At 54.2% G+C, this 15,325-nt stretch carries 12 protein-coding genes; 8 read left to right on the forward strand and 4 right to left on the reverse strand.

Annotated elements, in window-relative coordinates:
• Positions 1–106 precede the first annotated feature (106 nt).
• Together pta and ackA are read right to left on the reverse strand one after the other, a co-directional pair.
• Complete coding sequence (pta, locus tag AAH446_RS09400; RefSeq protein ID WP_342906454.1) at positions 107–2,251, reverse strand: phosphate acetyltransferase; 2,145 nt, start codon at positions 2,249–2,251, stop codon at positions 107–109.
• A gap of 74 nt (positions 2,252–2,325) precedes the next feature.
• Positions 2,326–3,528, reverse strand: coding sequence for an acetate kinase (gene ackA / locus AAH446_RS09405; RefSeq protein WP_342906455.1), 1,203 nt, complete (start codon positions 3,526–3,528; stop codon positions 2,326–2,328).
• Between the two features lie 334 nt (positions 3,529–3,862).
• Here ackA and yfbV point away from each other — a divergent pair, with 334 nt between their 5' ends.
• The 4 genes from yfbV (at position 3,863) to AAH446_RS09425 (ending at position 7,551) form a co-directional block, all read left to right on the forward strand.
• Positions 3,863–4,315 (forward strand): terminus macrodomain insulation protein YfbV, encoded by a 453-nt coding sequence (yfbV, locus tag AAH446_RS09410; protein ID WP_342906456.1) that lies wholly within the window; start codon positions 3,863–3,865, stop codon positions 4,313–4,315.
• Between the two features lie 154 nt (positions 4,316–4,469).
• Entirely contained in the window at positions 4,470–4,964 is a 495-nt protein-coding gene (locus AAH446_RS09415) for a YfbU family protein (protein WP_342906752.1), read from the forward strand.
• Between the two features lie 14 nt (positions 4,965–4,978).
• Entirely contained in the window at positions 4,979–5,638 is a 660-nt protein-coding gene (locus AAH446_RS09420) for a sugar phosphatase (protein ID WP_342906457.1), read from the forward strand.
• A 41-nt stretch (positions 5,639–5,679) separates the two neighbouring features.
• Positions 5,680–7,551: an SLC13 family permease gene (locus tag AAH446_RS09425; RefSeq protein WP_342906458.1), complete on the forward strand. Its 1,872-nt coding sequence runs from the start codon at positions 5,680–5,682 to the stop codon at positions 7,549–7,551.
• Between the two features lie 91 nt (positions 7,552–7,642).
• Here AAH446_RS09425 and yfbR read toward each other — a convergent pair whose 3' ends face one another.
• Both yfbR and AAH446_RS09435 read right to left on the reverse strand, forming a co-directional pair.
• Positions 7,643–8,239 carry a 5'-deoxynucleotidase gene (gene yfbR / locus AAH446_RS09430; protein ID WP_342906459.1) on the reverse strand — a complete coding sequence of 199 codons (597 nt, stop codon included), beginning with the start codon at positions 8,237–8,239 and terminating at the stop codon, positions 7,643–7,645.
• Positions 8,240–8,358: 119 nt separating this feature from the next.
• Positions 8,359–9,573, reverse strand: coding sequence for a pyridoxal phosphate-dependent aminotransferase (locus AAH446_RS09435; RefSeq protein WP_342906460.1), 1,215 nt, complete (start codon positions 9,571–9,573; stop codon positions 8,359–8,361).
• Positions 9,574–10,568: 995 nt separating this feature from the next.
• Here AAH446_RS09435 and lrhA point away from each other — a divergent pair.
• The 4 genes from lrhA (at position 10,569) to nuoC (ending at position 15,324) form a co-directional block, all read left to right on the forward strand.
• Positions 10,569–11,495 (forward strand): transcriptional regulator LrhA, encoded by a 927-nt coding sequence (lrhA, locus tag AAH446_RS09440; protein WP_342906461.1) that lies wholly within the window; start codon positions 10,569–10,571, stop codon positions 11,493–11,495.
• Positions 11,496–12,161: 666 nt separating this feature from the next.
• Positions 12,162–12,599: an NADH-quinone oxidoreductase subunit A gene (locus AAH446_RS09445; protein ID WP_342906462.1), complete on the forward strand. Its 438-nt coding sequence runs from the start codon at positions 12,162–12,164 to the stop codon at positions 12,597–12,599.
• Between the two features lie 15 nt (positions 12,600–12,614).
• Positions 12,615–13,289 carry a NuoB/complex I 20 kDa subunit family protein gene (locus AAH446_RS09450; RefSeq protein WP_342906463.1) on the forward strand — a complete coding sequence of 225 codons (675 nt, stop codon included), beginning with the start codon at positions 12,615–12,617 and terminating at the stop codon, positions 13,287–13,289.
• 235 nt (positions 13,290–13,524) lie between these two features.
• Positions 13,525–15,324 (forward strand): NADH-quinone oxidoreductase subunit C/D, encoded by a 1,800-nt coding sequence (nuoC, locus tag AAH446_RS09455; protein ID WP_342906464.1) that lies wholly within the window; start codon positions 13,525–13,527, stop codon positions 15,322–15,324.
• Position 15,325: the final 1 nt, after the last annotated feature.

The raw sequence follows: 15,325 nt of genomic DNA on the forward strand, positions 1-15,325 counted from the left end.
TGAAAATAAACAAAGGCAGGGGTTTTATTGTGCTAGCGAATGGAAGGATATATTTAAAATAAAAAGCGGACCCTGGGGTCCGCTTTTTTGCGCTTAACGATGACGCTTACGCATCAGCCTGTTTGGACTGAATAGCGGTCAGGGCGATGGTGTAGACGATATCGTCAACCAGTGCGCCGCGTGACAGATCGTTAACCGGCTTACGCATACCCTGTAGCATCGGTCCGATAGAGATCAGATCGGCAGAGCGCTGTACCGCTTTATAGGTGGTGTTACCGGTGTTCAGGTCGGGGAAAATGAACACGGTGGCACGACCGGCAACCGGTGAGTCCGGTGCCTTGGATTTGGCGACGTCGGCCATGATGGCGGCATCGTACTGCAGCGGGCCGTCGATAACCAGGTCGGGTCGTTTTTCCTTGGCGATGCGCGTCGCTTCACGCACTTTTTCCACGTCGCTGCCGGCGCCGGAGTTGCCGGTCGAGTAGGAGATCATCGCTACGCGCGGCTCAATACCGAAGGCCGTTGCGGAATCGGCGGATTGAATAGCGATTTCGGCCAGCTGTTCCGGGTTTGGATCCGGATTGATTGCGCAGTCGCCGTAGACCAGTACCTGCTCAGGCAGCAGCATAAAGAAGATGGAAGAGACCAGCGAACTGTTTGGTGCGGTCTTGATCAGCTGTAGCGGAGGACGAATAGTGTTCGCCGTGGTATGCACGGCACCGGAAACCAGCCCGTCCACTTCACTGCGCTCCAGCATCATGGTGCCGAGCATCACATTGTCTTCCAGCTGCTCGCGGGCAACCACTTCGGTCATTCCCTTGCTCTTACGCAGCTCCACCAGGCGGGCGACGTAGTTTTCGCGCACCACTTCCGGATCCACAATCTCAATACCGGCACCCAGCTCCACGCCCTGTACTGCCGCGACGCGCTGAATTTCTTCAGGGTTGCCCAGTAAAATACAGGTAGCGATGCCGCGTTCGGCACAGATCGCGGCGGCTTTCACCGTACGCGGTTCGTCGCCTTCAGGCAGCACAATACGTTTGCCGGCCTGGCGGGCCAGCTCGGTCAGCTGGTAGCGGAAGGCAGGTGGAGAGAGACGACGGCTGCGTTCTGACGCGGCGGTAAGCGATTCCACCCAGTCGGAGTCGATATGGCTGGCCACATACTCCTGCACGCGCTCAACGCGCTGCGTATCGTCGCTGGGCACTTCCAGGTTGAAGCTTTGCAGGCTGAGCGAGGTCTGCCAGGTGTTGGTTTTCACCATAAATACCGGCAGGCCGGTGGCGAATGCGCGTTCGCACAGCTTGCGGATCGGCGCATCAATCTGATAGCCGCCGGTCAGCAGGATGGCACCGATTTCCACGCCGTTCATGGCGGCAAGGCAGGCGGCAACCAGCACATCAGGACGGTCCGCGGAGGTGACGAGCAGCGAGCCTGGACGGAAGTGCTCCAGCATATGCGGCAGACTGCGTGCGCAGAAGGTGACCGATTTCACGCGGCGCGTGGCGATGTCGCCTTCGTTGATCACTTCCGCGTTAAGATGGCGGCACATATCAATGGCGCGCGTGGCGATCAGCTCAAAGCTCCAGGGAACGCAGCCAAGCACCGGCAGCGGGCTGTTGGCAAACAGCTGCTTCGGATCGATGTTAGCGACGCTCGCCTTGTTGGAGTCATCGAAGATTTCGGAGAGATCGGGACGGGTACGTCCCTGTTCATCAACCGGCGCGTTCAGCTTGTTAATGATGACGCCGGTAATATTTTTATTCTTGCTGCCGCCAAAGCTGCTCTGGGTAACTTCAATACGCTCTTTCAGCTGTGCAGGCGAGTCGTTGCCGAGCGCCGTGACAAACACGATTTCAGCATTTAGCGTTTTGGCAATTTCATAGTTCAGCGACGAGGCGAACTGATGTTTACGGGTAGGCACCAGGCCTTCAACCAGCACCACCTCCGCGTCTTTGGTATTTTCGTGATAGCGCTTGATGATCTCTTCCATCAGCACATCCTGCTGGTTTGACCCCAGCAGCGACTCTACGCGACTCATCGGCAGCGGTTCGGCCGCCGGGATCGAGGAGTTCTTACGGATGATATTGGTGGTTTGATCGGGAGCATCACCGCCTGCGCGCGGCTGGGCGATAGGCTTGAAAACGCTGAGGCGCACGCCTTTGCGTTCCATGGCGCGAATGACGCCGAGGCTGATACTGGTGAGACCGACGCTGGTGCCGGTCGGGATTAACATAATGGTACGAGACACGGTTAACCTCGATAAATAGAATTGCGTGGTGTCAGAAACAACTCCGCCAGCCTGAGCTGACGGAGAAGACTTACTTATGCGGTCAGACGACTTGCGTCCCTGGCGATAACCAACTCTTCATTGGTCGGGATAACCACCGCCGGACGGGTGCCTTCCTTATTGATAAAGCCGGATTTGCCGAAGCGGGCGGCCAGATTGCGCTCATGATCCACGTCAAAACCGAGCAGGCCCAGTTTTGCCAGCGTCAGTTCACGCACCATCGCCGCATTCTCACCGATGCCGCCGGTGAAAATTACCGCGTCCAGGCGGCCTTCCATCAGCGCAGTGTAAGAACCGATGTACTTCGCCAGACGGTGACAGAACACGTCCATTGCACGCTTCGCGTCTTCTTTGGTCGCGTAGTTGTCTTCCACGTAGCGGCAGTCGCTGGTGACGCCGGTCAGTCCCAGCAGGCCCGACTCTTTGGTCAGCATTTTGTTGATCGCGTCAACGCTCATGCCCAGGGTGTCGTGCAGGAAGAAGATGATAGCCGGATCGATATCGCCGGAGCGGGTGCCCATCACCAGGCCTTCCAGCGGCGTCAGGCCCATTGAGGTATCCACGCACTCGCCGTTGCGGATGGCCGAGACGGAACCGCCGTTGCCCAGGTGGCAGGTGATAATATTCAGTTCAGCAAGCGGCTTGTTCAGCATTTTGGCCGCTTCGTGCGTCACATAGTAGTGGCTGGTGCCGTGCGCGCCGTAGCGGCGAACGCCATGCTCTTTATAGAGCGAGTAGGGCAGTGCGTAGAGATAAGACTCTTCCGGCATGGTCTGATGAAATGCGGTATCAAAAACGGCCACATTTTTATCGGAAAGGTGCGGGAAGTTTTTCATCGCTTCCTCAATGCCGATCAGATGAGCAGGGTTGTGCAGCGGCGCAAAAGAGGAAGAATCTTTGATGCCCTGGAGAACGTCGCTATCGATGATGGCGGACTTCGTCAGTTTTTCGCCGCCGTGAACGATGCGGTGGCCGATGGCTGTAATTTGTGCAGACAGCTCGGGTTTTTGTGCCAGAATAGTTTTAACGATAAAGTTAAGGGCTTCGCTATGCGCTGCGCCAGCACCCAGCGCCGCTTCCTGTTTACCGCCTTCCATTTTCCACTTAATGCGGGCTTCGGGCAGGTGAAAACATTCGGCTAAACCGGAGAGAAATTCTTCACCGTTTGCCGGATCGATGATGGCGAACTTAAGGGAAGAACTGCCGCAGTTCAGAACCAGTACTAACTTACTCGACATGGAAGGTCCTATTGATTAAAAAGTGGCGAAAAAAAACTCAATCAGACTATCAGCGTAGCGCATGAAAGCTGGTACATTAATGATGAATGTCATGCCAACGGAGAATTTTGTCCGAAAGCAAAAAAAATTTATAAATTTTGCATTAAATTTTGAATTTTTTGCTGAGAGAGGCCTCATAAGCACAGGCTCAATAGCAACCTCTTAACAGCCAGACAACAAACGCGCACAGGATAACCAGAGCGCCGCATAAAGACAAAATATTTTGAATTTTGTCAGGTAAAGTTGTTCGATTATCTTTTTAGTTTAAAAATTATCTCTGAAGTTGAGGTCAGCCATGTCAAATGAATCCGGCTCCGTCGGTTGGTTTAAATTGTTCCAGCGCGGACAGCACTATATGAAGACATGGCCCGTCGATAAGCGTCTGGCGCCGATGTTTCCTGAAAACCGGGTAAGCCGCGCTACGCGCTTTGCCATCCGCTTTATGCCGCCGCTTGCCGTTTTTACGCTCACCTGGCAGATCGCGCTCGGCGGCCAGCTCGGCCCGGCCATCGCTACGGCGCTGTTTGCCTGTAGCCTGCCCATGCAGGGATTATGGTGGCTTGGCAAACGTTCCGTGACGCCTCTCCCGCCGACGCTGCTAAGCTGGTTTCATGAGGTGCGTGAAAAACTTCAGGCCGCCGGACAGGCTATTGCGCCGGTTGAAGGCACGCCTACCTACCAGTCGCTGGCTGAGGTGCTGAAACGCGCCTTCCAGCAGCTGGATAAATCCTTTCTCGACGAGCTTTAATCCTCAACGCCCCGCCGGGTTTTCATTTTCCCCTACAGAAAACCCGGTTTGAATCAAAGAAGCATCAGCTTGCCGTTCCGCGCTTTCGCGGGTTATGCAATTCTTGCGTCATCCCTTCAGATTTCATTTTGTCCACCGTGACCAGGAGTTAATGATGGAAATGACCCATGCGCAACGTTTAATCCTCTCTAATCAGTACCGCATGATGAGTATGCTTGACCCTGATAACGCCGAGCGCTATCGCCGTCAGCAGACCATCGTTGAGCGCGGCTATGGCCTGCAAATGCGCGAGCTTGACCACGAATTCGGTGAACTGCCTGAAGCGGTTTGCCGTACCATTATCGATATTATGGAGATGCATCACGCGCTTCACGTTTCCTGGACAAATCTCAAAGATCCCGCCCCCGTGGAGGCGCGCCGCCTGACGTTTCTGGGCTTTGATGCGGCAACGGAAGCTCGTTATCTGGGCTATGTGCGGTTTATGGTGCATGTGGAAGGACGCTATACTCAGTTTGATTCCGGCGTTCACGGCTTTAATGCGCAGACGCCGATGTGGGAAAAGTATCAACGGATGCTGACTGTGTGGCACACTTGTCCAAGGCAGTATCATCTGAGTGCGAATGAGATCGCACAAGTCATCAACGCCTGAGAAGGAAAAACGTAGTGAAGTGTAAAGGTTTTCTGTTCGATCTGGACGGCACGCTGGTGGATTCATTACCGGTGGTCGAACGCGCCTGGAGTGACTGGGCATCGCGGCACGGCATCGCCACCAGCGAGGTGCTGAACTTTATTCACGGCAAGCAGGCCATTACCTCACTGCGTCACTTTATGGCGGGTGCCTCAGAAGAGGCGATACAGCAGGAGTTTGTTGCGCTTGAACAAACCGAAGCGGAAGACACGGATGGCATTACCGCGCTGCCCGGTGCGCTTCAGCTGCTGGCGACCCTTGATGAGCTGGGCATTCCCTGGCTGATCGTCACTTCAGGATCGCTGCCGGTTGCCTCCGCGCGCCGCAAAGCGGCCGGTCTGCCGGAGCCGGAAGAGATGGTGACGGCGGAGCGCGTACAGAATGGCAAGCCGGAGCCGGACGCCTACCTGCTGGGTGCCCAGCTGCTGGAGCTGGAGCCGGAAGAGTGCGTCGTGGTGGAAGATGCCGCAGCGGGTATTCTTTCCGGTCTGGCCGCGGGCGCCCACGTCGTGGCCGTCAATCCGCCTGGCGACTCGCCCCGTCTGGAAGATGTGGATATGGTACTCAACTCGCTGGAGGAGTTAATCATCCATAAAAACCCGGATGGCACCATTGATGTACACCGGAAACACTAAGCCATGATTTAACCCCGCTATTGCGGGGTTTATTTTATGGCATGCTCTGGACTGCTTTCCCCTCCGTACAGAGAATCATCGTGAATAACGAGCTTATTTGGGTTCTGACCCTGTTACTGATAACCATTCTGCTGTTTATCAGCGGCAAGCTGCGTATGGACGTCGTGGCGCTGCTGGTCATTATCGTTTTTGTCCTGAGCGGAACGCTCAGCCTTGAGGAAGCCACGCGGGGCTTCAGCGATCCTAACGTGATTCTCATCGCCGCGCTGTTCGTTATCGGCGAGGGGCTGGTGCGTACCGGCGTGGCGCTGAAGCTGGGGGAGTGGCTCATCAAAATGGCGGGCGACAGCGAAAGCAAGATGCTGATCCTGCTGATGCTTACCGTGGCCGGCCTGGGCGCTTTTATGAGCTCGACCGGCGTGGTGGCGATTTTCATTCCGGTCGTGCTCAGCGTCTCGGCCAAAATGAGAAGCTCTCCGGGGCGGCTGATGATGCCACTGAGCTTTGCAGGCCTGATCAGCGGCATGCTGACCCTGGTCGCCACGCCGCCTAACCTGGTGGTCAACAGCGAACTGGTGCGGGAAGGACTGAAAGGATTTGGCTTCTTTGATGTCACCCCCATCGGACTGGTTGCGCTGCTGCTGGGCATTGGATATATGCTGCTGGCCCGCTTCTGGCTGGTGACACCCTCCAGCGATACCGGGACCGTGAAGCACAGTCGCCGGACTTATCGCGATTTAATCCGCGACTACCGACTGAGCGGTCGCGCCCGTCGTCTGGCAATACGACCGGGATCGCCGATGGTGGGTCAGCGGCTGGATGATTTGCAGCTTCGTGAACGTTACAGCGTTAATGTGGTGGGGCTTGAACGCTGGCGTAAATTTCGCCGTGTTATGGTGCCGGTAACGGGAACGACGGAGTTCCGTGCGCGCGATGTCCTGCTGACAGATATGTCGGCAGCGGAAATTGATATACGGGATTTTTGCAGTGAGCAGATGCTTGAGCCGATGATCCTTCGCGGCGAATATTTTTCCGAACGGGCCCAGGATGTCGGTATGGCGGAAGCCCTGATCGTGCCGGATTCAGAGTTGACCGGGAAAACCGTGCGCGAGGTGGCCTTTCGTTCCCGCTATGGCCTCAGCGTGGTCGGCCTGAGGCGGCGCGGCGAGGTCGTGGAGGGAGCCTTAACCGACCTGGAGCTGGAGCTGGGCGACAGCCTGCTGGTGATCGGTGACTGGAAGAAAATCCGCCAGCTTCAGCAACAAAAGCGCGATCTGATTATCCTCAACCTTCCGGCTGAAGTGGATGAGGTCGCGCCTGCGCAAAGCCAGGCGCCCCATGCGCTGTTCTGTCTTGCCCTGATGGTGGCGATGATGCTGACCAACGAAATCCCCAATCCGGTAGCCGCGCTAATTGCCTGCCTGCTGATGGGTAAATTCCGCTGCATTGATATGGAGAGCGCCTGGAAGGCGATACACTGGCCGAGCATCATTCTTATTGTTGGCATGATGCCCTTCGCGCTGGCGCTGCAAAAAACCGGCGGCATCGCGCTGATTGTCGACGGCCTGATGGCGCTGGCGGGGGAGCGGAGTCCTCACGTAATGCTGTTCTGTTTATTTGGATTGTGCGCCCTTATCGGGCTCTTTATTTCCAATACCGCGACGGCCGTGCTGATGGCCCCTGTCGGCGTTGAGGCGGCCCAGCAGATGGGCGTTTCGCCCTATCCGTTCGTATTGATTATCGCCGTGGCCGCCTCTGCCGCTTTTATGACGCCGGTATCTTCACCGGTCAACACCCTGGTACTGGGTCCTGGCGGCTACAGGTTCAGTGACTACGTAAAAATCGGCGTGCCTTTTACCCTGCTGATCATGCTGGTCAGCGTACTTCTGGTGCCGGTGCTGTTTCCCTTTTAAGCGTTATGCGCCTGACAGCAGCAGCGCCGGAAAGCGCCGGTGCGAGGAGCTAACTATGCAGAGCGAGGAGAGAGCGTTCTGATGAACGGTTTTATAGCGATTCCTGGCTGATTTCATCCAGTGACAGACTAAAACTCGGCACAAAGATCTCGACGAAGTAATCCATTTCGGGACTGTGACGCTGGGTCAGCGTCTTTTCAAGGCGTGCTTTCGCCAGCAGAAATTCATGATTGCCGGCGGAGAGCTCTTCAAGGCACTTCAGATAAGCACAGATCGCATCGGCCTGCTTGACGATGGCGGTTTCTGCTTCGCTATGCTGATGCTCATCCAGCAGAGGACGGTAAGCGGCGCGTAGCTCTTCTGGCAGCATCTCAATCAGCTTCAGCTGCGCTATTTTTTCAATTTTCTTATATTCGCGCGCAATTTCAGCGTTGTAGTACTTCACCGGTGTAGGCAGGTCCCCGGTCAGCACTTCGCTCGCATCGTGATACATCGCCATCATCGCAATGCGCTCGGCGTTGAGATTGCCGTTGAATTTCTGATTCTTAATCACCGCCAGGGCGTGAGCAACCATTGCGACCTGCAAACTGTGTTCGGAAACGTTTTCAGTACGCACGTTGCGCATCAGCGGCCAGCGGTTGATGAGCTTAAGGCGGGAAAGATGGGCGAAAAAATGGCTCTGTTTCATCGGGTGCGTTTTCCTGTACGTTGGCAGCGGGAGCCGGCAACAGCCCGGCTCCCGTAAGACCTTATCCCTTCAGTATCGCCCATGGCGGACACCGGCAGAGACTTTCAGGATAAAAAGGTTTACTGGCGGTAGCCGCTTAAGAAGCGGTCAAACTTTCCGATCGCCATTTCCAGATCGTTAACGTGGGGCAGGGTAACAATGCGCACATGGTCCGGCCATGGCCAGTTAAATGCCGATCCCTGCACCAGCAGGACTTTCTCCTGTAAAAGGAAATCGAGCACCATTTTCTGGTCGTCATGAAGATTGAATTTCTTCGCGTCGATCTTAGGAAACATGTAGAGCGCGCCGTCGGGCTTCACGCAGCTGACGCCGGGAATATCATTAATCAGCTCCCACGCACGCTGACGTTGTTCGTAAAGCCTGCCGCCAGGCACGATAAATTCACTGATGCTCTGATAGCCGCCCAGCGCGGTCTGGATCGCATGCTGGGCCGGAACATTGGCGCACAGCCGCATGGAGGCCAGCATCTCCAGCCCCTCAATATAGCCCTTCGCATGTTTTTTCGGACCGTTAAGAACCATCCACCCCTGACGAAAACCCGCTACGCGGTAGGTTTTTGACAGTCCGTTAAAGGTGATGGTGAGCAGGTCAGGTGCCAGCGCGCCAATCGAATGATGCTGCGCGGCGTCATACAGAATCTTGTCGTAAATCTCATCGGCGAAAATGATCAAATTATGCTGGCGCGCCAGCTCGACCACCTCCATCAGCAGCGCTTTGCTGTAAACCGCTCCCGTTGGATTGTTCGGGTTGATAATGACGATGCCGCGCGTGCGGGGGGTGATTTTACTGCGGATGTCATCTAAATCCGGGAACCAGCCCGCTGACTCATCACAGAGATAATGCACTGCTTTACCGCTGGAGAGAGAGACCGCTGCCGTCCAGAGCGGGTAATCCGGAGCAGGGACGAGCATTTCGTCGCCGCTATTAAGCAGCGCCTGCATCGACTGCACAATCAGCTCAGAAACACCGTTGCCTATATAGACATCCTCAACCGTCATCTCACGCATTCCCCGTGCCTGATAGTGCTGCACGATGGCCTTGCGGGCAGAATAGAGTCCTTTGGAATCGCAATAGCCCTGTGAGCTGGGTAAGTTACGGATCACATCGACAAGGATTTCATCGGGGGCCTCGAAGCCAAAAGGCGCAGGATTGCCGATATTCAGCTTGAGGACTTTATTGCCTTCCTCTTCCAGCCGCCGGGCTTCTTTTAATACCGGACCACGGATATCGTAGCAGACGTTATCCAGCTTGCCGGATTTATCAATTGGGGTCATTTTTCTCGCCTTAACTGGCAGAACTGCGTTCCTGCCGTGGAAAACTAAACCTGCACAATGTACTCCTCTCATCGACGCTTTTGAAGCGCACTCACCGGGTTTGGAGCGTTAGCTAAGGTTTTACAAGGGGAAGCGAAGGGCATGCGGAGTAACCGTCGCAGTCTGGCATAAAAAACTGCATATGATCGTTTAGTCAGAGTAATTTACTATAAAAAGCGGGAGGAACTGAAAAGTTGTTTTTCCGTACATTCACAGTAATCGTTTACATTTAGTTAAAACTGATGGATGGATGCGTTTTGCAACTATCAATAAATTCTTCACTGACTGTTTATTATTTAACCATGTGGTTTTTGGTGCGAATGGGGGGCCAGGCGGAGCATCCCGGTAAGCAGAATCTGCCCCTTACCTTTCAGAGCGCACGCAATGCTAAATTTTTTCTTAACAAGCCTGTCGTGACGCGGGTTAGCCCATAATTACCTATTTTACCGATAAGAATAATCGGTTTTAGGCTTAAAAAATAAACGACAGTATGTCAGGATAATGTTCAGACAGATCTGTTGCCGATAATCACCAGTAAATGATGATATGATCGGCGTTTTAACCATCCATATTGGTTAGCGAAGTTTAACATTGTTCCGCTGTGACTATAGCGTTCTGGTTGTTCAATTCTTAAAAAGTAGTTTCACGTTTATGGCCTCGTCATCCGACATTTTCTCGCCGTACGTGATATTGATCGGCCAGTACAGGGTGCCGGCTTCTGACTTATTAGTCAGCACAGCACGCAATAGTAATGTATCAGATGCATTATCCTGCCAGTCGCTTCCGATTTTCAGCTGCAGGCCTGTTAGCGTGCAGGGTTTCAGCATCTGTCTGAGTAGTGCAACGGGTGGCCTTATGCCCGGACATTACGCATTGATTATCGCTATATCCCTTTGATATGGCAGGTAATAACACCAGGGTAGTAGTTTTTAAAAATCTTATAAAGTGAAGAAAAAATGACTAGTGCAAATCGTCCGATCCTGAATCTTGACCTCGATCTGCTAAGAACATTTGTCGCTGTTGCAGATCTGAATACCTTTGCGGCTGCGGCGGCTGCGGTATGCAGAACGCAGTCGGCGGTAAGCCAGCAGATGCAGCGTCTGGAGCAATTGGTGGGCAAAGAGCTGTTTGCCAGACATGGACGCAATAAATTATTGACGGAACATGGCATTCAACTGTTGGGGTACGCCCGTAAAATTCTGCGTTTTAATGACGAAGCCTGTACTTCTCTGATGTACAGCAATATCCAGGGCGTGCTGACTATCGGCGCTTCTGACGATACGTCAGATACCATTCTGCCTTTCCTGTTAAACCGGGTGACCTCGGTTTATCCCAAGCTGGCGATTGATGTCCGGGTTAAGCGTAATCCTTTTATGATGGAGATGCTTAATCAGGGAGAAGTTGATCTGGTTGTCACCACCTCAAGCCCGATGAACTTTACGTGGCAGGTTCTGCGCACTTCTCCGACGCTGTGGTACTGCGCCGCGGATTACATCTTCCAGCGCGGAGAAGCCATTCCTCTGGTACTGCTGGATGAACCAAGCCCGTACCGTGATATGGCTATAGACCATCTCAACGAAGCCGGCATCCCATGGCGTATCTCCTATGTCGCCTCTACGCTTGCCGCCGTTCGCGCAGCGGTGAAGGCAGGGCTGGGTGTTACCGCACGGCCGGTCGAGATGATGAGCCCGGAGCTGCGGGTAATGGGCGCGGCGGAAGGTCTGCCCGTACTGCCTGATACCGAGTATCTGCTCTGCCGCAATCCTGAAAGCGATAACGAACTGGCGCTGGCGATTTTTAATGCCATGGAGTCAAGCAACGACCCTTATAACCTCACTACGGCGGGGCAGAATAGCGCCTCATTCCCAGACGAAGAGGAATAAGCGACGGCGCGCAATCGTTAGCAAACCTTGCCTGGAATGAACGATTAACGTGCGGAGCTTGAAAAAATAAGCCTTCTGATTGCCTTGGCGACTGGAAGGCTTTTTTCTGCTACTTACCTTTCTTTTTTTGCCCTCCTTTTTGTTACTTAGCTATCACAGTGCTGATATTTCCTCCACGGCTATTATCACTCTTAAGAGCGCTATTTACGCAGATGCTAATCTTAAGATGAATTGATTTTGCACAGATTGCCGTGCTGGTTTTTGCTTCACAAAAGCCAAAAGTGTGCTCTGGATCAAAAAAATAACCCTGCTAAGGGGCAGGAAAAGCGGGGATTTCCTGCGAGAATAGAAGTGTTAACTCCAGAATCCATGCAGCGCGCGTCCCGCTAAGCGGGGAAACGAACGATAAACTGACACGATTTAGCTTATTTAACAGGCGAAAGATGTTAAATAAATGCTATTGGTGTAAATTAGCGTGTGGATACTTTTGTCCAAGTTGACAAAAGGTTATAGAAAGGAGTAAAAAACCCCATAAAATTGCTGCTTAATCATTAAAGACGGCAAAGTTTATAAGGTTTTTCATCTTTCCCTTGAAACAATGTGGTGCGTAAACTGCCGGTACAGAGCAGGACGCCAGGCGCCACCTTTTTAAGTTAAGCAGAGAGTATGTCAACGACCACTGATGTTATCGCTCATAACTGGGCATTTGCTGTATTTCTGATCGTCTCCATTGGTTTGTGCTGTGCAATGCTGGCCGGCGCCTGGTTCCTGGGCGGTAAAGCCCGCGGCCGCTATACCAATACCCCTTTCGAATCCGGCGCTGCGCCGGTCGGTACCGCTAAACTGCGAATGTCCGCCAAGTTCTATCTGGTCGCGATGTTCTTCGTCATATTTGACGTTGAAGCCCTCTATTTATACGCATGGTCGACGGCCATTCGCGAAAGCGGATGGGTCGGCTTTGTAGAAGCCGCAATCTTCATTTTGGTACTGCTAGCTGGTCTGGTTTATCTGGCGCGTATCCGTGCGCTGGATTGGGCGCCTGCGCCACGTCGCATCGTGGTCAAGCCAACCACCATTTCGCATTCCAAACGTCATACGCAGTAATAGCGAGGCATTAAGATGGACTATACGCTCACCCGCGCAGACCCGAACGGTGAGAATGACCGTTACCCCCTTCAGAAACAGGAGATTGTGAGCGATCCCCTGGAGAAGCATGTTCACCAAAGCGTCTATATGGGCAAGCTGGAGCATGCTCTGCACGACATGGTGAACTGGGGACGTAAAAATTCTCTCTGGCCGTTTAACTTCGGTCTTTCGTGTTGTTACGTTGAAATGACCACGTCATTCACCTCGGTGCATGACGTGGCGCGTTTTGGTTCGGAAGTTATTCGCGCCTCGCCGCGTCAGGCTGACTTTATGGTCGTTGCCGGTACGCCTTTCACTAAAATGGCCCCGGTGATCCAGCGTCTTTATGACCAGATGCTTGAGCCAAAATGGGTGATTTCGATGGGTGCCTGCGCAAACTCCGGCGGCATGTACGATATTTATTCCGTGGTGCAGGGCGTGGACAAATTTCTGCCGGTTGACGTGTACATCCCCGGCTGTCCGCCGCGTCCTGAAGCTTATATGCAGGCGCTATTGCTGCTGCAGGAATCGATCGGTAAAGAGCGCCGCCCGCTTTCCTGGGTGGTGGGCGACCAGGGCGTGTACCGCGCCAATATGCAGTCCGAGCGTGAAAGGAAGCAGGGTGAGCGCATTGCGGTCACAAATCTGCGTACGCCAGACGAAATTTAAGCGATATCCCCCGCCGCGGACGTTGCAGTAAGCCGGTAAAAGTTCCCCTCCTGATGTGCAGTGTTGTACCAGCGGGCGGAGAGTTAAACGACGCTGAAGCCTTAACGTCCCGGCAGAGGGATAAAGTAGTTTATGGATCGGGTCTGCTGCTGCGGATAAAAAACAGAAAACGCGCGCGGCCCTTCCTGACGCCAATACTGAGTGCCTGCACGCAGGCCCACATGGTGAACGACTTATGACAGATTTAACCACGCAAGATCTCGCTCAGCCGGAATGGCAAACCCGCGATCACCTGGACGATCCGGTGATTGGCGAGCTGCGTAACCGTTTTGGGCCAGAGGCCTTTACCGTTCAGCCAACCCGTACCGGCGTGCCGGTCGTCTGGGTGAAGCGTGAGCAATTACTGGAAATCATTACGTTCCTGCGCAAGCTGCCGATGCCTTACGTAATGCTTTACGATCTCCACGGGATGGACGAGCGTCTTCGTACTCACCGCGCAGGGTTACCGGCCGCGGATTTTTCCGTTTTCTACCACCTGTTATCCATTGAACGTAATCGCGACATTATGCTCAAGGTGGCCTTATCCGAAAACGATCTGCATGTGCCGACGATCACCAACATTTTTGCGAATGCAAACTGGTACGAGCGCGAAACCTGGGAAATGTTCGGCGTGACCTTCGACGGCCACCCGCACCTGACGCGCATCATGATGCCGCAGGACTGGGAAGGCCATCCGCTGCGTAAAGACTATCCGGCCCGCGCCACCGAATTCGATCCGTTCCAGCTCACCAGGCAGACGGAAGATTTGGCAATGGAGCAGATGACCTTCAAACCGGAAGAGTGGGGCATGAAGCGCGGCACGGCCACTGAGGACTTTATGTTCCTCAACCTCGGGCCTAACCACCCCTCTGCGCACGGTGCCTTCCGCATCGTTCTGCAGCTGGATGGCGAAGAGATTGTCGACTGCGTACCTGATATTGGCTATCACCACCGCGGTGCGGAAAAAATGGGTGAGCGTCAGTCCTGGCACAGCTATATCCCCTACACGGACCGCATTGAGTATCTTGGCGGCTGCGTCAATGAAATGCCGTACGTGCTGGCCGTGGAAAAACTGGCGGGCATCAAGGTGCCGGAACGCGTGGAAGTTATCCGCGTCATGCTCTCAGAGCTGTTCCGTATTAACAGCCACCTGCTCTATATCTCGACCTTTATTCAGGACGTCGGGGCGATGTCGCCGGTCTTCTTTGCCTTTACCGACCGCCAGAAAATTTACGATGTGGTGGAAGCGATCACCGGTTTCCGCATGCACCCGGCCTGGTTCCGCATCGGCGGCGTGGCGCATGACCTGCCGAAAGGCTGGGAGCGTCTGCTGCGTGAGTTCCTCGACTGGATGCCGAAGCGTCTGAAGGCTTACGAGCAGACTGCGCTGAAAAACAGCGTGCTGATTGGACGCTCCAAAGGCATCGCCGCCTATGGTCTGGATGAAGCGCTGGCATGGGGCACCACCGGCGCCGGCCTGCGCGCCACCGGTCTGGATTTTGACGTCCGTAAATGGCGTCCTTATTCCGGCTATGAAAACTTCGATTTTGAAGTGCCGCTTGGCGATGGCGTCAGCTGCGCCTACAGCCGCGTGATGCTGAAAATGGAAGAGATGCGCCAGAGTATGCGTATTCTTGAGCAGTGCCTGAAAAATATGCCGGCCGGCCCGTTCAAGGCGGATCATCCGCTGACCACGCCGCCGCCGAAGGAGCGCACGCTACAGCATATCGAAACCCTGATCACCCACTTCCTGCAGGTTTCATGGGGTCCGGTGATGCCGGCCAATGAGTCCTTCCAGATGATTGAGGCGACGAAAGGGATTAACAGCTACTACCTGACCAGCGACGGCAGCACCATGAGCTACCGCACCCGCGTGCGTACGCCAAGCTTCCCGCATCTGCAGCAGATCCCTTCAGTGATCAACGGCAGCCTGGTATCCGATCTTGTCGTGTACCTCGGTAGTATCGATTTTGTTATGTCAGACGTGGACCGCTAAT

The sequence above is a fragment of the Erwinia psychrophila genome (assembly GCF_039023475.1).
Classification (GTDB): domain Bacteria; phylum Pseudomonadota; class Gammaproteobacteria; order Enterobacterales; family Enterobacteriaceae; genus Erwinia.

Bases quoted from the DNA above. Each gene is read 5' to 3' on its own strand.
- ackA (WP_342906455.1), bottom strand. From the start codon at position 3,528: ATGTCGAGTAAGTTAGTACTGGTTCTGAACTGCGGCAGTTCTTCCCTT.
- yfbV (WP_342906456.1), top strand. From the start codon at position 3,863: ATGTCAAATGAATCCGGCTCCGTCGGTTGGTTTAAATTGTTCCAGCGC.
- AAH446_RS09415 (WP_342906752.1), top strand. From the start codon at position 4,470: ATGGAAATGACCCATGCGCAACGTTTAATCCTCTCTAATCAGTACCGC.
- AAH446_RS09425 (WP_342906458.1), top strand. From the start codon at position 5,680: ATGCTCTGGACTGCTTTCCCCTCCGTACAGAGAATCATCGTGAATAAC.
- yfbR (WP_342906459.1), bottom strand. From the start codon at position 8,239: ATGAAACAGAGCCATTTTTTCGCCCATCTTTCCCGCCTTAAGCTCATC.
- AAH446_RS09435 (WP_342906460.1), bottom strand. From the start codon at position 9,573: ATGACCCCAATTGATAAATCCGGCAAGCTGGATAACGTCTGCTACGAT.
- lrhA (WP_342906461.1), top strand. From the start codon at position 10,569: ATGACTAGTGCAAATCGTCCGATCCTGAATCTTGACCTCGATCTGCTA.
- AAH446_RS09445 (WP_342906462.1), top strand. From the start codon at position 12,162: ATGTCAACGACCACTGATGTTATCGCTCATAACTGGGCATTTGCTGTA.
- AAH446_RS09450 (WP_342906463.1), top strand. From the start codon at position 12,615: ATGGACTATACGCTCACCCGCGCAGACCCGAACGGTGAGAATGACCGT.
- nuoC (WP_342906464.1), top strand. From the start codon at position 13,525: ATGACAGATTTAACCACGCAAGATCTCGCTCAGCCGGAATGGCAAACC.